This is a genomic window from Neorhizobium lilium, from assembly GCF_004053875.1.
GTDB classification, from domain to species: domain Bacteria; phylum Pseudomonadota; class Alphaproteobacteria; order Rhizobiales; family Rhizobiaceae; genus Neorhizobium; species Neorhizobium lilii.
In genome coordinates this window covers 14,234-35,192 of the sequence record NZ_SBIP01000005.1, presented here as the reverse complement: position 1 = coordinate 35,192, position 20,959 = coordinate 14,234, and the positions used below count along the sequence as shown (strand labels likewise).

The window sequence follows — 20,959 nt, the reverse complement described above, 5'->3', positions numbered from 1 at the left end:
CGACTTTACCCTTCCTGCTTGCGGCGACGTGATGAGCAGTCCGAGATAAGACGATCGCAAAGAGGGCAAGGCCGGCCGGTGCATCCGGCCCTCAGGTTCCGGCAGCGTAGCGGGCATCGATACCGTCGCGATCCAGTCTCGCCACCACCTCCCCGGCAGCCATGACCGCCGCTTCATCGCACATGTGGCCAACCACCCCCGGGTCGTGGCTGACGAGGACAAACGTCATGCCACGCTGCTGCTTAAGGTCGCTCAGCAGGTTCAGTATCCCGGCCTGTACGGACACGTCGAGTGCCGATGTCGGTTCGTCCAGCAGGAGAAGGTCGGGACGGGGGATCAGCGCCCGGGCGATCGCGACCCGCTGACGCTGGCCGCCCGAAAGCTGGTGCGGATAGCGCCCGGCCATGTCCGGAGTCAGGCCGACCTGAGCCAGGGCTGCGATCACCTCTCCGTCGATGTCGGATGCCCCGTGGATGGCGAGCGGCTCGCCCAGGCTGCGGCCGATCTTGTGGCGGGGATGCAGCGAGGCATAGGGGTCCTGAAACACCATCTGGACACGGCTGCGGATATTTCCCGAAAGCTTCTGACCGGGCTGCACGGGTTCGCCGAAGAGGCGCATGCTACCGTGCCAGCGCGTGTTCAACCCTGCGAGGGCACGCAGCACCGTCGTTTTGCCGCATCCGGAAGGCCCAATCAGGCCGAAGGTCTTTCCTTCCTCGACCCGAAGCGACGCGTCCCGGACGGCCGTAAACCGCTTGTCGGTGCCACCGAAGCTGACATTCAATCCGTTGATCTCGACCGCCGGAGTCCTGGTCATCATTCATCCATCACGGGCAGGCGTTGACCGTAGGTTTCCGCGGAAGGGCGGGCACGCCAGAGGCTTTGCGTATAGGTGGAGCGCGCATCGTCGAGTGCGGTGGCGGCCAGCTCTTCCTCGATGCGGCCAGCGCGCATCACGATCACGCGTTCGGCAAAACGCGAGACCAGAGCCAGGTCGTGGCTGATGAGGAGCAGCCCCATGCCGAGATCCCGGCTGAATTCCGACAGCAGAGACAGCACCACCGCCTGCGCCTCCCGGTCCAGTGCCGACGTCGGTTCGTCGGCGACGAGAAGCTTGGGGCGCGAGACGAGCATTGCCGCTATCATCGCCCTTTGCGCCATGCCGCCGGACATCTGCGCCGGGTAGGATGCATGGACGCGCTCTGCGTCCGTCAGTCCGACCCTTCGCAACATGTCAAGCGCCTGAAGCCGCCGGTCACTGCGGCTCGACGTCCCGTGCAGCAATAGCGTCTCCTCGACCTGCCGCCCGATCGTATGGCTCGGATTGAGCGCCGTCTTCGGATCCTGCGGCATGAGCGCGATCATCCTGCCGCGCACCGAACGCCAGCGTTTTTCGGACAGATCGAGAAGATCTTCGCCGTCGAAGGAAAACCTATCCGCCGTGACCCGAAACTGCTCGGGGTTGAGGCCGAGAACGGCCCTGGCCGTGGTCGACTTGCCGGACCCGGACTCTCCGACCAGCGCCACGATGCCGCGGCCGACCGAAAAGGATAGATTGTGGACGATCCCGATCTCTCCGCTTGCCGAGGGCGCGGTGATCGTCAGGTTGCGGATGTTCAGACCGTGCTCAGCCATGGCGGGGATCCATCAGGTCGCGCAGCCCGTCGGCCACAAGGTTGAAGCCGAGCGAAAGGATGAAGATCGCAGCACCCGGTGCGGCCGCGATCCACCACTGGTCGAAGACGACCTGAGTTCCTTCCGCCACCATGGATCCCCATTCGGCGGCCGGCGGCTTGACGCCAAGCCCGAGGAAGCCAAGCCCCGCCGCAGCGATGATGATGCCGGAAAGATCGAGCGCCACGCGCACCGTGGCGCTCGGCAGCACCATAGGCAGCACATGAAAGAGCAGCAGGCGCCAGCCCGGAATGCCGAGCATTTCCGAGGCTGCGAGATAATCGCTCGCCCGCATCCGGGCCGTTTCCGTTCGCGCCTGCCGGGCATAGGCCGGCCAGAGCGTCAGGGCAAGCGCCAGCCCGCCGTTGAAAATGCCGGCACCGAGCAGGCTGACGAAGGCGAAAGCGAGAAGCAGCCGCGGGAAAGACATCACCACATCGGTGACGCGCATCAGCACCCGTTCCGTGATGCCTCCGAAATAGCCGGCAACGATGCCGATCACGACCCCGGCTGGCGCCATGAAGACGATCACGAGCAGCACGAGCAGCAGCGTCGGGCGGGTGCCGTAGAGCAGCCGGGACAGCAGATCCCGGCCGAACGCATCGGTGCCAAGCCAGTGGATGGCATCGGGCGGCATGAGGCGGATCGCCGTGTCCTGCGCATAGGGATCGAAGGGCGCGATCACCGGCGCGAACAGGGCGACGACCACGGTGATCGCGACGATCGCCGTTCCGATGACCAGCGCTGGCTTGCGCAAGAGGCGTCTCACGGGAGAATGCTGGGTAAGAGAGGAAACGGCGCTCATCGTCCGCGCCTCTTCTGCAGGCGGCCGACGGCAAGGTCTGTCATCGCATTCAGGAAGATGAAGGCCGTGCCGACGACGATGGTTGCTCCGAGCACGGCCGGCGCATCGCCGGCGAACATGCCGGTGGTCAGATAACGCCCGATGCCGGGCCAGGCGAAAACCGTCTCGGTCAGCACGGCGCCTTCCAGAAGATGTGCATAGGCAAGCGCCAGCACGGTCAAGAGCGGGCCGACGATATTGGGCAGGGCATGCACCAGCACGATCCGCGCCCGGCCGGCGCCCTTGGCCCGCGCGACCATCACATAGTCCTGGCCGAGTTCGTCCAGCAGGGCCGATCGCGTCAACCGCGCGATGCCGCCAAGGCCGTAGAAGGCCAATACCAGGACGGGCAGGACGAGATGAGCCGAAGCGTCGGCCACGGCCCCGTCCTGGCCGGAGAGAAAGGCATCGATGATCCCGAACCCGGTCACGGCCTCGACCGTGTAGGCATAGGCGACATCGAGGCGTCCCGGCCCCGGCAACCAGCCGAGGCGCGCGTAGAACAGCAGGAGGGCAAGCAGGCCCAGCCAGAAGATCGGCGTGGAAAATCCGACGAGGGAGACGAAACGCGCGATGGCATCGACGGCCCCGCCGGGCTTCAGCACCGCCAGGATGCCGAGACCGACGCCAACCAAAGAGGCGACGACGATCGCCGCCGTGGCAAGCTCGACGGTCGCGGGAAACGTGCGGGCGATGTCGGACAGAACCGGCTGGCCCGTGCTCAGCGAGACACCGAGATCGCCGGTCAGCAACCGCTTGAGATAGATGCCGAGCTGGACAGGCAGGGGCTGATCCAACCCCAGCTCTACCCGCGCCTGCTGATAGCTCGACTGGCTTGCATGATCTCCAACCAGTTGCAGGGCAGGATCGATTGGCGAAAGCCGCGTCATGGCGAAGGTGACGAGCACCAGCGCCAGCAGGGTGATCGCAAACGACACGATGCCGCTGGCCAGACCCGGCAGCACAAAAAGATACCGCCGGCCCTGTGGCCGGCGGCTCGTCGCAATTTCGGGCTGTGCGGCCCGAGATGCTTCAGACTGGTCGAAACTCAATTACTTCGAAACTCCGTCATAATAGACTTGGTCGGCGTTCAGACCCTGAACGTATCCCTTGACGTTCTTACCGAGCACGACCTGATCGGCCCCCTGATACAGGAAGACGAAAGGAGATTCGTCCTGAATTTGCTTCTGGATCTTTTCATAATCCGCCACGCGCTTGGCCGGGTCCTGCTCCTTGACGGCAGCCAGGGTCTCGGTGGTCAGTTCGGGAATGACCCAGCCCGCCTGTTTGGCGACGGTATTGGCGGAATTGTCCTTGTTGATGGCAAAGGCCGAAGCGTTGGAATGCGGATCGAAATAGTCGGGTATCCAGTAGCGCAGGGTGATCTGGTACTTGCCGGACCGTCCGCGGGCATAGATGTCGCTGGCGACGCCTGGCTGGATGTCGAGTTCGATCCCAGCCTTGGCGAAGGTCGACTGGAGGGACTGTGCGACAGAGAGGAAGGGCTGGTCCTTGAAGACCGGGAATTCCAGCTTGAGCGGCGTCTTGATGCCGGCATCGGCAAGGATCTTCTTGGCCTTCTCGACATCGAGCTTGTAGGGATTGTCCTTCAAGGCGCCTGGGAAGCCGACCGGCAGGAAAGCCTGATGGATGTCGCTCTGGCCACGCAGCAGGTCGCGGGTGATCCCTTCGTAATCGACCAGGTAACGGGCGGCCTTCCAGAAGGCAGGGTTGCCGAGCTCTGCACTGGCCTTCGAATTGATGAGGATATAGTCGGTCCGGGCGGAAGGAACCGCATCGACCGTCAGCTTGCCATCCTTCTTGATCGCATCGACCTGATCGGCACCGAGGCCGCGGGCGACGTCCGCATCGCCCTTTTCGACCTGCAGCCGGCGTGCCGCAGCATCCGGAACGTTCTGGAGGATGACGGTCGCGAGCTTCGGCTTTTCCGCCGACCTGGCGTTGGCCGCCAGAACCAGCGCTTCGTGCGGCTGATATTTTGCGATCACGAACGCGCCGGACCCGGCCGAATTCGTCTTCAGCCAGGCATTGCCGAAATCATCGCCGGTTACATGGGTGGAGACGACCTTTTCATCGACGATCGAGGCGATCGGCGCCGTCAGGAGGGCAAGCGCGAAGGCGGGTCCGACATCCGCTGTCCAGGTCAGGCGGACATGGCTGTCGTCGATCTTGGAAATCGCGCCCGCGACGGTATCGGCAGTCCAGCCAAGCTCGTTCAGGATGAAGGCCGGCGACTTGTTGAGCTTGGCGGCACGGGTCAGCGAGAAGATGACGTCTTCCGGGCGCACCGGATTGCCGGAGGCGAAGACCGCATCCTTGCGGATCTCGAATTCCAGGCTCTTGCCGTCGATGCCGGGCTTCCAGGAGCCTGCGATGGCCGGATTGATCTTGGTGCCATCCTTGCGGTCGGATTCGACCAGGCGCTGATAGACATTGTTGAACGTCTGGACGGTGGTGAGTTCGAAACCTTCCGCAGGGTCGAAGCTGACGGCATCGTCGATCGACTGTGCAACGACCAGCGCATTGGCGGGCGTTGCGGCCTGCGCGGCTGCGATGCCGGAAAGCCCTGCGGCAAAGACGGCGGCAGCCATGAGCGTGCGCCTGCTCGATACGAGTATCATGTTTAACCCCCTAGATGATGCGCCGGTGCGACCGCTTTTCCAGATGCCCAACGGCTCGCACAAACGAGCGGTACGTCGCGGTCAAGTGGTGGTCGATCGGCATTCTTGGACAGTACGGAGTTGAAATTACTCACAATGCCGGAGTGAAGGCAGCCATATTCACCCCTACCCTGCCCGGCCAGCGAAACAGTTTTCCATTCTGCCTGCCAGGCACGCGACAGGCTTCCGCTTGCCTGTCGCGCGGAGCGCATGCGGGGAGCGCATGGGTGGTACACGCGCCTGGCGGCTCAGGGCTTGACGGATATCTCGAAAGTCGGCGCGAATTTCAATGTATTGCTGATAGTGCAGAGGGATTCGGCCTCATGCAGCAGGGCCTCCCAGGCCACTTCGTCGAATTCGCCGCGGATGGCAATCGCGACATGCAGCCTTGTCGCCGGTGACTGACGCGACATGCGGTCGGTGAAGATGCGTTTCACGAAGGTCGCGAAGTCCTGGCTGCGAAGCTCGACCTTGATGCCGACCTTGCCGAGCGCCTGGGCGAAGTATTCCGCGGTCTGCTTGGGAGGACCGGAGGGCTGGGTCGGATCGATGAAGAGCTTGAAGCGGAAACCGTCCGCACCGCGCTTGTAGCCCGCCTCGTCCTTGAGACGCTCGACATCCGTCAGCGGAATATTGGCGGTGGACACCTGGACTTCGCCGGTCTCGATCGCCGCCACGGCAGCCAGCCGAGCTTCACCGAGAACAACACGATCAGCATCAGGCCGATCCAGAAACTCGGGATCGTATAGAACAGCAGCGAAAAGATCGACAGCAGCCGATCGGGTATCCGGCCGGCAAAGCTTGCCATCACCGAACCCAGGGTGACGCCGATGACGATAGCGATGACGAGCGCCACGATCATCAAGGTCAGCGTGCCGGGCAGGCGCTGGCCGATCAGATCGGCAACCGGCATGCCGTATAGGGGTGAAAACCCAAGGCTGAAATGCGCGAGATTGTTGAGATAGGTGCCCAGCTGGACGAGCACCGGATTGTCGAGCCCGAATCGCGAACGAAGCACCGCCATGCTTTCCTCCGTCGCCGACCCCGCCTCGCCTGCCAGCACGTCGGGTGCGTCCCCGGGCGCCATCTGCAGCAGGAAGAAGTTCAGGATGACGTCCCGAGCATGGTCGGGATTGCCTGCAGCAGGATGCGGCTCAGCGTTCGTCCGATTCTCAGCAGCGCCGGCATCAAGCTCGTCTCTTCATTCGCGCGGCCCGCTCGGCGAACCCGTCTGCGACCCGATCAGTCGGGTCCGTTCATTTTGATAGTTGACTAATTCTATAGGCTTTATCTAATCTGTTTTGAAATACGAAACCTAATACCTGCTACATATGGAAATCAAGTTTCTTTTGTATTTAAAAAAACACGATTTTTCGCAAATTAATCCTAATATCTAGGGTGACGGAGCAATCCTGAACTCCGGACGGACAATTAGGTGAAAAACGCTTTCGGTAACAGGTGGGAGAGGGCTCCATGACACTCAAGAACGCTGTCTCGCAGATCTGGTACACGCGCTGCCCTGTGCCGACGCCGGTCGGTCTCGCAACCCAACTCGGGTTGCTTGATGAAGCCTTCGCCAAAGAAGGCATCACGCTCAGCTCGATCATCGACAGCAAGGACCGGGCAATCCGGTCTAGCCATTTCGACCATCACCTGGACTATTCCTTCCGCCACGGCGGCAACGTGCCGCCGATCCGCGCACGCTCGGAAGGCAATCCGACGCGGCTGGTGGGGATCACCTGGACCGACGAATTCCAGGCCATCATCACCCTGCCGTCGAGCGGCATCAAGACGACGCGCGATCTCGTCGGCCGCCGCTTCGGCATCGCCCGCCGACCGCCGGGAATCGTCGATTTCATGGCCGCGACCGCGTCGAAGGGCCTCGTCTCGGCCCTCGCCCTGGAGGGCCTGACCCATGACCAGGTCGACATCGTGAATATTCCACTCACGGATTCCGTACTCGACGGCCGTGAAGGACCGCAGCTCTATGGCCTACGCAACCGCCAGGCCTATGGCCCGGAAATAGCGGCGCTGCTGCGTGGCGAGGTGGACGCGATATATGTCAAGGGTACGCCGGGGATCAGCGTCGCCAATCTCTTTGCAACGCATACCGTTGTCGAGTTCGGCTTCCATCCCGATCCCAGGATCCGCATCAATTCCGGTTCGCCGCGCATCCTTACCGTCGATGAACGGCTTGCCGAAGACCGGCCTGACCTGGTGGCAACACTGATCGGCACCTTGAAACGCGCCAGCGCCTGGGCCGAAGCGCATCCGGACGAGGTGCGCCGCTTCGTGGCCCACGAAGTCGGTGCCTCGGAGGAGGTCGTGGCGGCGGCCAACGGACCAGAACTCCACAAGCATCTCGGCATCGGTCTCGAACCGGACCTCGTCGATGCGATCGGCCACTACAAGGACTTCCTGCATGAATGGGGCTTTCTGGCCGGCAATTTCGACATCGAAACCTGGGTCGACCGGCGCCCCTGGGCGGAACTCGAAACCCGCAGCGCGGCCTGATCGGAGAATTCCATGACTGTTTCCGCCGATCTTGCCGATGCGATCGTCAGGGCCGAGGAACTGGGCAAGCGGTTCGCGCTGACCGCCGGTCATTATGATGCCACCGGCGAATTCCCGTTCGCCAATTTCGACGCGCTTCACCAGGCCGGCCTGCTCGGTCTGGTGACCGCCGTCGAACACGGCGGCCTCGGTGGCGGACTGAGCGAGGCGCTGGCCGTCGTTTCGGCCATCGCCCGCGGCGAACCGTCCACCGCGCTGGTGCTCTCCATGCATTACAACCAGCACTATTCGCTCCGCATCTCCGGCAAATGGCCGGACCATCTGATCGAACGCCTGACGAAGGCGAACCGCGACGGGGTCGCGCTGATCAATGCCGCACAGGTGGAACCCCGCGTCGGCTCGCCGTCCCACGGTTCATTGCCTGAAACGGTGGCCCGCCGGGTCGGCGATCAATGGCGCATCACCGGCCACAAGACCTATGCGACCGGCATTCCATTGTTGCGCTGGGTTTCGGTGCTGGCCGTCACCGACGAGCCGGAGCCGCGGCTCGGTTCCTTCTTGGTGCCGACATCGGCCGATGGCATCCGCGTCGAAAAGACCTGGAACGCCACCGGCATGCGCGCCACCAACAGCGACGATCTCATTCTGGACGACGTCGCAATCCCTTTGGAAGACATCATCGACCTGGCGCCTGCAAGCCAGGGCCTGAAGCGCGACGAGCGCATGGGCGCCTGGTATTTCAGCCTTGTACCGGCAATCTACGACGGCGCGGCGCGCGGCGCGCGCGACTGGCTGATCGAATTCACCACGACCCGGGCGCCCGCCAGCCTCGGCGCGCCGCTCTCGACCGTTCCACGCATTCAGGACGGACTGGGGCAGATCGAGGTCCTGCTGACCGTCAACCGCCGGCTGCTCCGCTCTATCGCTGAGGATTTCGATGCCGGGCGCCCGTTCGACCCGGATGCGGCGGCGGTCAAGCATACCGTCATCGACAACGCCATTGCGGTCACCACGCTGGCCTTGGACCTCGGCGGCAATCCCGGCCTCAGCCGCGACAATCCGCTCGAGCGTCATCACCGCGACGTGGTGTCCGGCAAGGCGCACGCGCCGCAGAACAACCTGATCCGCACCATGCTCGCCAAGGCCGCTTTCGGCCGTCATGCCGCTGCGCCGGCCGTACCGCTCAATCCCGTGCCGGTCCGGCCGCACCAGCAACCCCGCCTCACCGTCGTCGGCCGCAGCTAGGAGTTTTAAGGTGTCCAACCCTCTCGATTCCGTCTGGTATACCCGCTGCCCGGCACCGACGCCCCTTTCGGTCGCGCACCAGCTCGGCTGGGTCGATCGGCAGTTCCAGGCCAGCGGCGTTTCCGTGCGCTCCATCCGCGACAGCGCTGACCCGGCGGGCCGCCAGAGCCATTTTACCCACGCGCTCGACTATTCCTTCCGGCAGGGCGGCAACATTCCGCCGATCTGGGCGCGCTCCGGCGGGCGCGAAACCCGCGTGGTCGGCATCACCACCACGGACGAGTTCCAGGCCGTCATCGCGCTCCCGTCGTCGGGAATAACCAAAGGCGCGGATCTGAAGGGGCGCCGCATCGGCGTGCCCCGCAAGCCGGGCGAGCAGATCGTCGATTTCCAGCGCGCCACGGCGCTGAAGGGCATCGTCTCCGCGCTTTCCCTCGAAGGCCTGACCCCTGCAGATGTCGAGCTCGTCTATCTCGACAGCGTGGAGGCCAGCCTGATCGAACGCGGGAACGCAGCCTTTCTCGGCCTTAAACGCCGGTATCCTTATGGCGACGAGCTTCTGGCGCTCGCCCGCGGCGATATCGACGCGTTTTTTGTCAAGGGCGCCGAGGGCATCGTGCTGGCCAACCAGATCGGCGCAGTCGTCGTGTCAGAGTTCGGCTTTCATCCGGACCCGAAGATCCGCATTAACAACGGCACGCCCCGCCCATTGACGGTCGATGCCCGCTTCATCGACGAGCATTTCGACCTGGTGGCCGATCTCGTCGCCACCGTCGGCCAGGTCGCCGGTTGGGCAGAGGCCAATCCGGACGACGCGGTGCGGCTGATCGCCGGCGAGATCGGCGTCGGCGAAGATGCGATCTGGGCGGCCAATGGCCCAGACGTCCATAAGCACCTCGAACTGACGCTTGAAGACGAGCAGATCGCCGCCTTCGAGCATTTCAAGACTTTCCTGCTGCAATGGGGCTTCATCCCGACCGATTTCGATGTGTTCGGCTGGATCGATCGGACACCGTTGAATGCGGCCGGCCGTCGGAATGCCGCATGAGCGCTGCTCCTATCCTCGTGACCGGGGCCACCGGCAGGCTTGGCCGGCTGGTGGTGGAAAGGCTGACCGCGGCCGGCCAGCTGGCTCGCGTCTTCACCCGCAGGCCGGACGTCGCCCTAAAGCTGTTCGGTCCGGCCGTGCAGATCGCCATCGGCGAATTTGCCGACCCCGTTTCCCTGGCGACGGCGATGCGCGGCGTCGAGCGGCTTCTGCTGCTGTCGCCGATCAGCCCTGCACTGGCTGCGGACCAGCTCTTCGTCGTCAAAGCCGCGTCAATTGCCGGCTTGGGCCGGATCGTCAAGATTTCTGGATCGGACTGGACCATCGACCCACCCGGCAGTTCGATCTCGGGCGAAGCGCATGCCATCGTCGAACGACATCTGCGCGGACTCGCAATGGAGCATGTCTCGCTCCGCCCCAACGCCTGGATGCAGGTGTCGCTCGCCAACACCATCCGGCAGGTGCTGGACGGCAAACCCGTGTTCACAGGCAATCCGGATGCCGGCATCGGTTATATCGATGCGCGCGACATCGCGGACGTCGCCGTTCACCAGCTCTCGGCGGAAGCCGTCGTCAACGAGGTACTGAATCTCACCGGCCCGGCAGTGGTAACGCCCCGTCGGGTGGCCGGCCTCCTCTCCGAGATCCTGAACCGCCAGGTTCCGGTCATCCAGAAGCTTCCGCCGGCGACCGCCTATGACGAATTCGAACATCGCGCCGTGGCGCAGTTCGCAACGCTGATCGCCGCGGGACGAGCGGCGGCGACAACGGACACGGTTGCCACCCTACTCGGCCATGCACCCCGCAGCGTCGAGGCCTTTATTTCCGAACAGCTGGCCTCCAAAGCCGCACTTGCCGGGTCATCTCCATGAGCATTCCATGTGTTGACGTGGCCATTATCGGCGGAGGACCCGGCGGCCTGGCGCTGGCCCAAGGTCTCAAAAAGAACGGCATCGACACTGCCGTCTTCGAGCGCGACGCGATCCGCGCCGATTACGTGCAGGGTTTCCGGATGCGCATCCGGCAGCGCGGTATCGACGCATTGCAGGCCGACATGCCCCCGCATCTTTTCCAGATATTCATCGACACGCTCGGCCGCGCTCCAACCGAGAGCCTCGAGGCACTGTGCCGTGCCTTGCGTGTCACCGCCGTTACCCGCTCCACGGATCTCGCGCCGCAGGAACGGCTGATCACTCTCAAGGCCGACATCGCCGACGAGGACGATGTGGCAAAGATCGTCGCCGGCCATGACGCCGTCATCGGCGCCCATAGTCCAGGCGTGCGACGCATCATCATGGTCGGCGGTGCCGGCAGCCTCAAGGCAAGCCCGGGCGTCGATGTGGTCATCGGCGATTTCTATCCTGCCGAACACAAGGATTATCAGTGACATGACAAGCGCGACACGAAAGCTCAATCTGAATGTCGGCATCAACACGACAGGTTACCTCGGCAATGCCTGGAAGTACCGGACCGGAAGCCGCCACGATATCAACGATCCCGATTATTACCGCCGGCTGACCGAACTTGCCCACAGGGGCCTGTTCGATGCGGTGTTCTTCTCCGACCATCCGGCGCTGATGACCGATCCAAACGGGCGGCCGTTCCACACGATCGACCCGTTGATCCTCTGCACGGCGCTCGCCGCGCAGGTGCCGGACATCGGCTTCGTGGCGACCATGTCCTCGACCTACAATTCGCCCTATAATCTTGCCCGCCGCACCCAGTCCGTGGACATCGTCTCGGGCGGCCGGCTGATCGTCAACATCGTCTCCTCGTTCAACCCCAATGTCGCCGCAAACTTCGGATCCGAGCCGCTGCCGCCGCGCAGCGAGCGTTATGCCAAGGCGTCCGAATTCCTGGATGTCGCCAAGAAGCTCTGGGCGAGCTGGGATCCGGCGCGCGAGGGTGACATTCCGGACGGCCGGTTCTGGGATGCTTCCAGCGCCCATGCGATCGACCATGTCGGCGATCACTTCAACATCAAAGGGCCTCTCAACGTCCCGCGTGGTCCGCAGGGCCATCCGGTCATTGCGCAGGCAGGCGCCTCCGAAGGCGGCATCGAGCTTGCGGCCCGCCATGGAGAAATCATCTACTGCAATATCCTGTCGCGCGGCGCCGGCCAGGCTTTCGGCAGGAAGGTCAAGGATCGAGCGGCAGCCATGGGCCGCGATCCGTCGGGCATCCGCATCGTCCCCGGCCTGGTGGTGATCCTCGGAGACACCCGCGATGAGGCGTTGCGCAAGCACGAACTATTCAGCGGCGCGGGTTCGGAGGACGGTCTCATCGCCCGCTTCGTCAAGGAGAACGGGATCGATCCCGATGGTTTCGATCCCGACGCGGTGCTGGACGCCGAACGCTTCATTCCCGATCCCAACCGGTTGCAGGCTGTCGGCATGGGCCTTGGTCTGTCGGATCTGCTGGCCCATGAAAAAATCACGGCTCGCCAGGCGGTACGCCGCTCGGAAGGGCACCACCGGCTGCTGCTCGGCACGCCGGACGAGGTCGCCGACGCCATCATCGATCTCTGGGCCGACGGCACGGTGGACGGCTACACGCTGCAGCCGCCCCGCGCACCGGACGATATCGTAGAGTTCATCGACAGGGTCGTGCCGATTCTCCAGGATCGCGGCGTCTACCGGACGCATTACGAGGAAAATACGGTTCGGGAGCGATACCGACTGCCGCATCCCGTGGCGGGGTGACGATGCAGATTAGAGCGCTCCTTCAAGCGCCTGAGCCTTGAGGGGCGTCTGCAGAAGGCGTGTTTGCAAAAACCGCCGAGCCGGACGATGTTTTCGCCGACATCTATGGACCCCAAGCGACGCAGCTTCTCAGGATCATTCGCCCGCACCCGCGCGGTGGACGCGACCGGGACTATCATCCCAACGGAAAAGCGCCCTGGCCCAACGGATATTCGGAGCTTACTTGCCGTGTCCAGCCTGAAGATCGCCGAACCTGCCGGCATCACGTTGGCAACCCTCTGTACAGGCGTCATGGTGTCGAGTACCGAGGCTATCAACACGGACCTCCGTCATCACATGGCGGACCTACGGTCGTCGGCATGATCGCAATCGTCGCAGGCTGCGAATGACCGCCCGGCTCCCTCTCGTCTGCCGACGTCGGCAATCAGGTCGCTTCGGCAGCTGCAAATCCCCTTTCGAGATCATCAATAAGATCGTCGACCTCTTCCAGTCCGATCTGAAGCCGGAGGACCGGCCCGCCGGCAGGCGGTGGGGTCACCCTGCGATCGAAGAGATTGACATGCAGCGCGAGGCTCATAAACCCGCCCCAGGAATAGCCGAGCCCGAACAATGTCAGCGCATCAAGAAAGGCCTGCGCCTTGCGCTTGAAATCCTGCTTGCGTTCGACGGCAAGCACGAAGGAGAAGATACCGCTGGCGCCCTTGAAGTCGCGCTTCCAGATATCGTGGCCCGGAAAGCTCGGCAGCGCCGGATGCAGGACGCGGGCAACCTCGTCCCGGCTCTCCAGCCAATGTGCGACGGCAAGCGCGCTCTGCTGATGGCGGTCGAGCCGCACACCCATGGTGCGCAGGCCGCGCAGCACCTGATAGGCATCGTCGGGCGCGCCGCAGATTCCGAGCGCACCGTTGGTCTCCTTCAGCCGCGGCCAGTGCTCGGCATTGGCCGAAACGGTTCCCATCAGCACGTCGGCATGGCCGGCAGGATATTTGGTGACGGCCTGGATCGAGATGTCGACGCCGAACTCCAGCGGCTTGAAATAGAGCGGTGTCGCCCAGGTATTGTCCATGGTCACGACGGCCCGTCGCCGGTGCGCCACCTCCACGATCGCCGGGATGTCCTGCATCTCGAACGTATTCGATCCCGGCGCCTCGGTATGAACGAGCCTGGTATTGGCCCGGAACAGCCTCTCGATGTCGGCGCCGATCATCGGATCGTAGAATTCCGCCTCGATCCCGAAACGCGCCAGCACCGTCTCGCAGAAATGCCGCGTCGGGCCATAGACGGAATCGACGACCAGCGCGTGGTCGCCGGGCGAAAGATAAGCCAGGAAGGCGATCGTCACCGCCGCCAGGCCGGAGGGCACAAGGATCGTGCCGGCCGCTCCTTCAAGCTCGTTGATCGCATCACATAGCGCATTGGTGGTCGGCGTGCCGCGCGTCCCGTAAGTGTATTTCTGAGCATGCGTGTCCATGACCTCGGCGGTCGGAAACAGCACGGTCGATGCCCGCACCGGCGGCGGGTTGATGAAGCCGTGATAATCGAACGGGTCATATCCGGCCCGCACCAGCTGAGTGTTGATGCCGAGCTTGCCCGAGGGAGTGCGATCTTTGGTCATGCGGATGCTTTCGTCTGTTCGGCGGGCGTCTCGGGTGCCTCGGCTGGCCGCCAGCCGAGCTGCGGCGCGATCTTTTCGGCAAAATCGGTGATGATCTGCACGTATTCCTCGAGCGCCAATTCATACGGAAGTTCAAGTCTCAGTTCGCGGACGTCCGGCAGCACCGCGTCTGCGAACAGCCGCTCGAGGATCTCGTCGGAACTGCCCACCAGATCGCGGCTGAAGAGCGTGCGGCGCGGCCCCTGCGGCGACAGGGTCCGCTCGTGGCGGCTCGCTGCGTAGGCTTGGTATTTATTTCTCGTCCGGCGATCCGCGCCGTCCGTCGGCACGATCACCCGGCCGGCGGCGACCCGCGGCGTCATGCCGGCCGGCAGAGACTTGCGATAGGCGGATAGCTGCTGCGCCTGCGCGTCGAAGAAATCGTCGGACACGTCGCCGGAGGTCAGGCTGCCGATCATCAGGTTGAGGGCGGTCCTGCCGGCCCATTCCGATGAACGGAGTGACCCGCCGCCGTACCAGACTCGATCCTGCAATCCCTTTGCAAAAGGCTGCAGGCGGGCGCGCTGGCGGTTGCCGGGCGACATCACGAAGGTTTCGCCATCGCCGATGGGATGGCCGGCGAGATTGGCAAGTAGGCGCTCGACGCGGGCATAGGAGAAGTCGAACGTCTGCCAGTCACCATCGAAGACCAGCGGCGCTACCAGTTCGGCATGCAGCGGCGGTCCGGCGCTGACGCCGACATTCAGCCGTCCACCGGACAGCGCATCGGCCATCGAAAGATCTTCGGCCAGCCGGAACGGGCTCTCGTAGCCGAGCTGGATGACGGCCGATCCAAGCTGGATCCGTCTGGTCCGCTGGCCGGCGGCGGCCAGAAACACCGGGGCGGAGGAAACGCCGTGCTCCAGATGCCGCTGCCGGACCCAGCCACTATCAAAGCCGAGTGCTTCTGCGGCCTCGAAAAGCTTCAGTGATGCTTCAAGCCCGCCGGCGGGGTCGCCGTCGGGATAGTTCCCGGGGGTGAGAAAGCCGATATGGCTGATCGAGAGCGAAGGCGATGTCATGTCGTTTGTCACATCAGCTTTTGGGAAGACCCGGCGGATTGGTGCGCGATTCCGGCAGCGCTTCTTCGGAAAGCTGCCAGCGCGCAAGGATCCTGGCATAAGCGCCGTTCTTGATGAGGTCGTTGGTCGCAAGCGTCAGAGCATCGGCCAGACCCGAGCCCTTGCGCGTGGTGATCGCCACGTCTGACCGTTCCGGCCAGCCGGCCGACAAAGTACCAACCCGCTTGATGTTCTTGTCACGTGCGGCGATGTAGACCAGTTGCGCATGCGGCTGAACGATCACGTCGGCCCGGCCCGCCTGCAATGCCAGTATCCGAGCAGCATCGTCGTCGTAATATTGCAGCTCGATCGGCTTCAGCCCTGCCTTGACGTTCTCGTCGCTCCACTTGAGGAGGATCCGCTCCTGGTTGGTGCTGGCGCCGACGGTGATGCGCAGGCCCGCGGCATCCTTCGGCTCCCGGATCGAGGTGATCGGGCTGTCTGCCTTGACGAAGAAGCCGTGCAGGCCCTGACGATAGGTCGAGAAATCGAATTTCTCCTTGCGCTGCTCCGTGACACCGACATTGGAGATGACGGCATCGTATTTGCCGGAGACCAGGCCAAGCGGCCAGTCGGCCCAGGCGACGGGCACCAGTTCCAGCTGCAGGCCGAGACTGTCGGCAATCGCCAGCGCATAATCCGGATCCGCCCCGACCACCGTCTTGGCGTCGGTGGCGTAGGTCGCCAGCGGCGGTCCGCCGGGGGAGACCGCCACTGTGAACTTACCCGGACTTGTAAACTTGAAGTCCTTTGGGATCGCGGAAACTGCTGCCGCATCCTTCTCGGCGCGGATACGGCCCGGCTGATCCGGAGAGAGATCGAAAATATCGTTCGCTGCCAGTGCGCCATAGGCCAGCAGCGGCAGGGCGAGAAGGCCGGCGGCGATTGCGCGGCTGATCTTTTGGGTGATGGTCATGTCTGTTATCCGGTTGAAGAGATTGGAGGCGCGGACGGGAGGAGATGGCCCGCGCCTCCGCTGCTGTGTCCTCGTCACATCAGCTTTTCGGCAGGCCCGGCGGGTTGGTGCGCGATTCCTTGACGGCTTCGGCCGACAGGTTCCAGCGTCCCAGAGCCTTGGCATAATTGCCGTTGGCGATCTGCGCGTTGACCGCGGCGGTCACTGCATCCGCCAGGCCGGAGCCCTTTTTCGTCGCCACCGCAATCTCGGCAGTCTCAGGCCAACCGCCGGAAAAAGTGCCGACAAGCTTGGTGTTCTTCTCCTTGGCCGCCTTGAAGGCGGACGTGGCATTCGGGCCCAGATACGCGTCGGCTCTGCCCGACTGCAGCGCCACGCCGAGCACCGCCTCGTCGTCGTAATACTGCACCTCGCTGGCCGGCAGACCCTTGGCCTTATTGGCCTCGATCCAGCGCAGCAGGATCTGCTCCTGGTTGGTGCCGGACGAGACGATGACCTTGAGGCCCGCGACATCCTCCGGCTTGCTGATGCTGGTGATCTTGCTGTTCAGCGGCACGTAAAAGCCGAGAAGGTCGTTGCGGTAGGTGGAGAAGTCGAACTTTGCCTTGCGCTCCTCGGTCACGGTGATGTTGTGGATCGCCGCGTCGAACCGGCCGGAGACGACACCGAGCGGCCAGTCGGCCCAGGCGATCGGCACCAGTTCAAGCTGCAGGCCGAGACTATCGGCCACGAGTTGCGCCACGTCCGGCTCGCTGCCGACCGGCGTCTTGTTGTCAGTCGCATAGGCTGCGAACGGCAGGCGTCCGGGCACCGAGGCAACGGTCAGCTTTCCGGCCGTGACGAACTTGTAACCGGCGGGAATGAGCTTGATGGCGGCGTCGACCTTCTCCACCCTCACCCGGCTTTTCTGGTCCGGCGAGAGATCGGCCTCCTGGGCTTGGGCGAGAGTGCCGAGAAGGCCGGAAACCGACAGGAGAGTTCCAATGGCGATGCTGAAGAACCTGGATCTGTAAGACATGCTGGATGCTTCCCTTTTGATTGATGTTCAGAGGACTTTGGCGAGGAACTCCGCCGTACGCGGATGCTCCGGCCGGCCGAGGACTTTTTCGGGCGTGCCGGTTTCGAGAATGCGGCCCTGTTCCATGAAGACGACCAGATCGGAAACTTCGCGGGCAAAACCGATTTCATGGGTGACGATGAGCAGCGTCGTGCCGGACCGGGCGAGCTCCTTGATGACGTCGAGCACTTCGCCCACCAATTCCGGGTCGAGCGCCGAGGTCGGTTCGTCGAACAGCAGCACCTTGGGTTTCAGGGCCAACGCCCGGGCAATCGCGACACGCTGCTGCTGGCCGCCCGAAAGCTGCCTTGGATAGGCGTCCGCCTTGTCGGACAGGCCGACGCGGACAAGCAGCTCGCGCGCCTCTGCCTTTGCTCTATCGCCCGGGATGCCGCGAACGGTGACCGGTGCTTCGACGATGTTTTCGAGAACGGTGAGGTGTGGAAAGAGATTGAAGCTCTGGAACACCATGCCGACCTCGACGCGGCGCTTAAGGATGTCCTTCTCCTTCAGTTCATAAAGTGTCTCGCCGTTCTGGCGGTAACCGATGAGCTCGCCGTCGATGGCGATGAAGCCGTCATCGACCCGTTCGAGATGATTGATCGAGCGCAGCAGCGTCGATTTTCCCGAGCCGGACTGTCCGATGATGGTGGTGACGCTGCCCGCCGGTACCGTCAGCGTGACGTCGCTCAAGACCTTCAACTGGCCGTAGCTCTTGGAGACGCCGTGGATCGTCACTTCGCCGCCGCGAGCGGGCAGGATGACGCTGGCACGACTGCTATCGCCTGATTGCACCGGCTCTTCTTCGGCAGCCCGAGGGACCGAAAACTCCGGTACGAGCCGGCGATAGAGGCCGGCGAAGATCGATGGCGGCGGATTGCGTAGGGCGCCCCGGGCATAGCGCCGCTCGATATGATGCTGGATGATCGACAGCACTGTCAGGATGACGAGATACCAAACCGTCGCCACCATCAGCAGCGGGATGACCTCTAGGTTGCGGCGATAGATGATCTGGATCGTGTAGAAGAGCTCGGGTAGCGCCAGGATGTAGACCTGCGAGGTTCCCTTCGCCAGCCCGATGATGTCGTTGAAGGCGGTCGGCAGGATGGACCGCATCGCTTGCGGCAGGATGATCCTTGACGCCTGGCGGCGGCGCGGCAAGCCGAGCGCGGAGGCGGCTTCGAGCTGGCCCTGGTCCACCGAGAGAATGCCGCCGCGAATGATCTCCGAGGCGAAAGCGGCCTGGTTGAGGGTCAGCCCTAACACAGCTGCCGCGAACGGCGTGATCAGCTGCGTGGTGTTCCAACTGATGAAGTTGATGCCCGTATAGGGCACCCCGACGGTGATCGTTTCGTACAGATAGCCGAGATTGTTGAGGATCAGCAGAAGCACGATCAGCGGGATTGACCGGAAGATCCAGATATAGGTCCAGGACACGCCGACCAGCAGCGGCGAGCGGGAGACGCGGGCCAATGCCAGGCCAGTGCCGAGCAGGAAGCCGAAGAAGGCGCCGAGCAGGGTCAGCAGCAATGTCCGCCCCAGCCCGACTAGGACCGGCTCGGCGAAGAACCATTCGGCAAACACGTCCCATCCCCAGCGGGGATTGCCAAGCACCGAGTGTATGGTGGCGGCGATCACCAGAAGCGCAAAGATCGTGCCGGCAGTACGGGCCGGATAGCGGGCCGGCACGATCCGGTAATGGGAATAATCACCCTTGGCGGCGGGTGTCTCGCGAGGCCTTACGGCCACATCGTTGAAATCTGCGGCGACGGTCATGATCCTCACGCTCCGTGCAAGATTTTATGGGGAGCCTGTGCCGGCGGCGGGACGCTGTAGGCCTTGCTGGACAGCAATTTTTCGAAAGGGAGCTTTCGCAGCGTTTCCGGGTCAGCTGTCCGGTCGAAGAGTGCCGTATAGCCGTTGGTGAGATAGAGCCCGACCGCTTCCGGCTGGCGAAAGCCGGTGGTCAGGTAGATGCGCCGGTATCCCTGCCGCGCCGCCTGGTCCTCGAGTTCAAGCAGAACCTTGCGGGCCAATCCCTGCCGGCGATGGGCGGAATTCGTCCAGACGCGCTTGAACTCGACCGTGTCCCGGTCCTCATGCCGCATGAAAGCGCCGCCGGCGATCGCCACGCCATCGCGCACCAGCAGCAGGAAATTTCCCGATGGCGGCGCGAACACCTCCGGCCCATAGCGGTTCATCTCGGTCACCGCGCCTTCGGCGCTGTAAAAGCTGCCGTAGCGGCTGTCGTATTCGAAGGTCAGTTCCTCGATCAGCGGCCTTGCCAGCGGATCCAGCGGTGTGGTGTAGACAAAACGATCGCTCATCGGACGCTCCTTGGATTTCGCTGTCAGGACAGGAATGTTTCTGCAAGCCGCACCCAGAAGCGCGCGGCGGGGGCTATGATCTCGTCGTTGAAATTGTATTGGGGGCTGTGCAGCGGTGCGCTGTCGCCGTTGCCGACGAAGAGGTAGGACCCCGGCCGCGCCTGCAGCATGTAGGCAAAATCCTCGCTGGCGGTGCGCGGGCGAAAATCCCTGGCCACCTGGTCGTCCGGGAAATTCTCCTCCGCCACGCGGCGGGCCAGCCGGGTTTCCTCGACGTGGTTGAGCACCGCGGGAAAGCCGCGCCGGTAGTTGACCTCGGCATGGGCACCGAAACTCTCGGCCTGCGCCCTTGCAAGCGCCGGGACCCGCTCCTCCAGCTTGTTGCGGACGGAGGGCGAATAGGCGCGCGCAGTCAGCTTCAGCTCGACGCTTTCCGGGATGACGTTGGAGGCCGATCCGCCATGAATGGAGCCGACCGTCAGCACCGCCATTTCGAGAGGATCGACATTGCGGGCAACGATGCTCTGCAGCGCGGTGATGAAAGCCGCCGAGGCGAGCACCGGATCGACCGTTTCATGCGGCGAGGCGCCATGGCCGCCCTTGCCGACGATGCGGATCAGCGCCTGATCGACGGAGGCCATGGCTGGTCCCTCGACGAAACCGAACTGCCCGAGCGGAACACCCGGCCAGTTGTGCAGCCCGAAGACCGCATCGACCGGAAAGCGCTCGAACAGACCGTCCTCGATCATCTTGCGGGCACCGGCGCCGACTTCCTCGGCCGGCTGGAAGATCAGCGTCAGCGTGCCCGAAAACCGGCCGTGTTCGGCGAGATAACGAGCGGCAGCGAGCAGGATCGTGGTGTGGCCGTCATGGCCGCAGGCATGCATGACGTCGGGATTACGGCTCGCATACGGAAGACTGGTGGCTTCGGTGATCGGCAGTGCATCCATATCGGCGCGGATGCCGATACGCTTGTCGCCTCCGCCCCGGGTCAGCGTGGCAACGACCCCATGTCCTCCAATCCCCTCGGCCACCTCATAGCCGTAGGAAAGCAGATAGCGGGCAACGATACCCGAGGTTCGCCGCTCCTGGAACGACAGCTCGGGATATTGGTGCAGATCCCGGCGGATGGCCACGAACTCGTCGATCGAGGCAAGGATCACCCGTTCGGCGTCGTCCCGCGGACGCGCGCCGTCGATGTGGATATTCATGATCGTCTGCTTTCCATCGGTTGGA

General features: G+C 63.6%; 17 protein-coding genes and 3 pseudogenes. 6 read left to right on the top strand and 14 right to left on the bottom strand.

Annotated elements, in window-relative coordinates; translation table 11 throughout:
* Positions 1–91: 91 nt before the first annotated feature.
* The 7 genes and pseudogenes from EPK99_RS21090 to EPK99_RS21060 all read right to left on the bottom strand — a co-directional run.
* Positions 92–817 (bottom strand): ABC transporter ATP-binding protein, encoded by a 726-nt coding sequence (locus EPK99_RS21090; protein WP_128445074.1) that lies wholly within the window; start codon positions 815–817, stop codon positions 92–94.
* Complete coding sequence (locus EPK99_RS21085; protein WP_128445073.1) at positions 817–1,635, bottom strand: ABC transporter ATP-binding protein; 819 nt, start codon at positions 1,633–1,635, stop codon at positions 817–819. Before EPK99_RS21085 ends, EPK99_RS21090 begins: the two co-directional genes overlap by 1 nt.
* On the bottom strand, positions 1,628–2,479 hold the full coding sequence (locus EPK99_RS21080) for an ABC transporter permease (protein ID WP_128445072.1): 852 nt from the start codon (positions 2,477–2,479) through the stop codon (positions 1,628–1,630). The genes EPK99_RS21085 and EPK99_RS21080 overlap by 8 nt, the downstream gene beginning before the upstream one ends.
* Positions 2,476–3,570: an ABC transporter permease gene (locus EPK99_RS21075; RefSeq protein WP_245582517.1), complete on the bottom strand. Its 1,095-nt coding sequence runs from the start codon at positions 3,568–3,570 to the stop codon at positions 2,476–2,478. The genes EPK99_RS21080 and EPK99_RS21075 overlap by 4 nt, the downstream gene beginning before the upstream one ends.
* The gene (locus EPK99_RS21070) at positions 3,571–5,160 is read right to left on the bottom strand and encodes an ABC transporter substrate-binding protein (RefSeq protein WP_128445071.1); all 1,590 of its coding nucleotides are present in this window, start codon (positions 5,158–5,160) and stop codon (positions 3,571–3,573) included.
* 452 nt (positions 5,161–5,612) lie between these two features.
* A pseudogene (locus tag EPK99_RS26000) lies at positions 5,613–5,882 on the bottom strand (ABC transporter substrate-binding protein); the annotation flags it as partial.
* Positions 5,876–6,387 (bottom strand): annotated as a pseudogene (locus tag EPK99_RS21060) (ABC transporter permease); the annotation flags it as partial. The pseudogenes EPK99_RS21060 and EPK99_RS26000, both read right to left, overlap by 7 nt.
* 285 nt (positions 6,388–6,672) lie before the next feature.
* Between EPK99_RS21060 and EPK99_RS21055 the strand changes: the two are divergent.
* From EPK99_RS21055 to EPK99_RS21030, 6 genes and pseudogenes are all read left to right on the top strand, one after another.
* Positions 6,673–7,713, top strand: coding sequence for an ABC transporter substrate-binding protein (locus EPK99_RS21055; protein WP_128445070.1), 1,041 nt, complete (start codon positions 6,673–6,675; stop codon positions 7,711–7,713).
* Positions 7,714–7,725: 12 nt separating this feature from the next.
* Complete coding sequence (locus EPK99_RS21050) at positions 7,726–8,958, top strand: acyl-CoA dehydrogenase family protein (protein WP_128445069.1); 1,233 nt, start codon at positions 7,726–7,728, stop codon at positions 8,956–8,958.
* 10 nt (positions 8,959–8,968) lie between these two features.
* Positions 8,969–10,006 (top strand): ABC transporter substrate-binding protein, encoded by a 1,038-nt coding sequence (locus EPK99_RS21045; protein WP_245582516.1) that lies wholly within the window; start codon positions 8,969–8,971, stop codon positions 10,004–10,006.
* Positions 10,003–10,878 (top strand): NAD(P)H-binding protein, encoded by an 876-nt coding sequence (locus EPK99_RS21040; protein ID WP_128445067.1) that lies wholly within the window; start codon positions 10,003–10,005, stop codon positions 10,876–10,878. Before EPK99_RS21045 ends, EPK99_RS21040 begins: the two co-directional genes overlap by 4 nt.
* A pseudogene (locus EPK99_RS25995) lies at positions 10,875–11,123 on the top strand (FAD-dependent monooxygenase); the annotation flags it as partial. The gene EPK99_RS21040 and the pseudogene EPK99_RS25995, both read left to right, overlap by 4 nt.
* 271 nt (positions 11,124–11,394) lie before the next feature.
* Positions 11,395–12,708, top strand: a complete 1,314-nt coding sequence (locus tag EPK99_RS21030; RefSeq protein WP_128445066.1) for an NtaA/DmoA family FMN-dependent monooxygenase — start codon at positions 11,395–11,397, stop codon at positions 12,706–12,708.
* Between the two features lie 424 nt (positions 12,709–13,132).
* Here the strand turns inward: EPK99_RS21030 and EPK99_RS21025 are convergent, their stop codons facing one another.
* The 7 genes from EPK99_RS21025 to EPK99_RS20995 all read right to left on the bottom strand — a co-directional run bounded on the left by EPK99_RS21025 (position 13,133) and on the right by EPK99_RS20995 (position 20,934).
* Complete coding sequence (locus EPK99_RS21025; protein ID WP_128445065.1) at positions 13,133–14,323, bottom strand: cystathionine beta-lyase; 1,191 nt, start codon at positions 14,321–14,323, stop codon at positions 13,133–13,135.
* Entirely contained in the window at positions 14,320–15,384 is a 1,065-nt protein-coding gene (locus EPK99_RS21020) for an LLM class flavin-dependent oxidoreductase (protein ID WP_128445064.1), read from the bottom strand. The genes EPK99_RS21025 and EPK99_RS21020 overlap by 4 nt, the downstream gene beginning before the upstream one ends.
* Before the next feature lie 13 nt (positions 15,385–15,397).
* Positions 15,398–16,339, bottom strand: a complete 942-nt coding sequence (locus EPK99_RS21015; RefSeq protein ID WP_128445063.1) for an ABC transporter substrate-binding protein — start codon at positions 16,337–16,339, stop codon at positions 15,398–15,400.
* A 79-nt stretch (positions 16,340–16,418) separates the two neighbouring features.
* Positions 16,419–17,357 (bottom strand): ABC transporter substrate-binding protein, encoded by a 939-nt coding sequence (locus EPK99_RS21010; protein WP_128445062.1) that lies wholly within the window; start codon positions 17,355–17,357, stop codon positions 16,419–16,421.
* A gap of 27 nt (positions 17,358–17,384) precedes the next feature.
* Entirely contained in the window at positions 17,385–19,172 is a 1,788-nt protein-coding gene (locus tag EPK99_RS25945) for an amino acid ABC transporter permease/ATP-binding protein (protein WP_128445061.1), read from the bottom strand.
* 5 nt (positions 19,173–19,177) lie between these two features.
* On the bottom strand, positions 19,178–19,723 hold the full coding sequence (locus EPK99_RS21000; RefSeq protein ID WP_128445060.1) for a GNAT family N-acetyltransferase: 546 nt from the start codon (positions 19,721–19,723) through the stop codon (positions 19,178–19,180).
* A 23-nt stretch (positions 19,724–19,746) separates the two neighbouring features.
* On the bottom strand, positions 19,747–20,934 hold the full coding sequence (locus tag EPK99_RS20995) for a M20 aminoacylase family protein (RefSeq protein ID WP_128445059.1): 1,188 nt from the start codon (positions 20,932–20,934) through the stop codon (positions 19,747–19,749).
* Positions 20,935–20,959 lie beyond the last annotated feature (25 nt).

What these genes read in the sequence shown, in the direction of transcription:
- EPK99_RS21010 (WP_128445062.1), bottom strand. Translation starts at nt 17,357, where the DNA reads ATGTCTTACAGATCCAGGTTCTTCAGCATCGCCATTGGAACTCTCCTG.
- EPK99_RS21050 (WP_128445069.1), top strand. Translation starts at nt 7,726, where the DNA reads ATGACTGTTTCCGCCGATCTTGCCGATGCGATCGTCAGGGCCGAGGAA.
- EPK99_RS25945 (WP_128445061.1), bottom strand. Translation starts at nt 19,172, where the DNA reads ATGACCGTCGCCGCAGATTTCAACGATGTGGCCGTAAGGCCTCGCGAG.
- EPK99_RS21080 (WP_128445072.1), bottom strand. Translation starts at nt 2,479, where the DNA reads ATGAGCGCCGTTTCCTCTCTTACCCAGCATTCTCCCGTGAGACGCCTC.
- EPK99_RS21025 (WP_128445065.1), bottom strand. Translation starts at nt 14,323, where the DNA reads ATGACCAAAGATCGCACTCCCTCGGGCAAGCTCGGCATCAACACTCAG.
- EPK99_RS21055 (WP_128445070.1), top strand. Translation starts at nt 6,673, where the DNA reads ATGACACTCAAGAACGCTGTCTCGCAGATCTGGTACACGCGCTGCCCT.
- EPK99_RS21000 (WP_128445060.1), bottom strand. Translation starts at nt 19,723, where the DNA reads ATGAGCGATCGTTTTGTCTACACCACACCGCTGGATCCGCTGGCAAGG.
- EPK99_RS21015 (WP_128445063.1), bottom strand. Translation starts at nt 16,339, where the DNA reads ATGACCATCACCCAAAAGATCAGCCGCGCAATCGCCGCCGGCCTTCTC.
- EPK99_RS21090 (WP_128445074.1), bottom strand. Translation starts at nt 817, where the DNA reads ATGACCAGGACTCCGGCGGTCGAGATCAACGGATTGAATGTCAGCTTC.
- EPK99_RS21040 (WP_128445067.1), top strand. Translation starts at nt 10,003, where the DNA reads ATGAGCGCTGCTCCTATCCTCGTGACCGGGGCCACCGGCAGGCTTGGC.
- EPK99_RS20995 (WP_128445059.1), bottom strand. Translation starts at nt 20,934, where the DNA reads ATGAATATCCACATCGACGGCGCGCGTCCGCGGGACGACGCCGAACGG.
- EPK99_RS21030 (WP_128445066.1), top strand. Translation starts at nt 11,395, where the DNA reads ATGACAAGCGCGACACGAAAGCTCAATCTGAATGTCGGCATCAACACG.
- EPK99_RS21070 (WP_128445071.1), bottom strand. Translation starts at nt 5,160, where the DNA reads ATGATACTCGTATCGAGCAGGCGCACGCTCATGGCTGCCGCCGTCTTT.
- EPK99_RS21085 (WP_128445073.1), bottom strand. Translation starts at nt 1,635, where the DNA reads ATGGCTGAGCACGGTCTGAACATCCGCAACCTGACGATCACCGCGCCC.
- EPK99_RS21020 (WP_128445064.1), bottom strand. Translation starts at nt 15,384, where the DNA reads ATGACATCGCCTTCGCTCTCGATCAGCCATATCGGCTTTCTCACCCCC.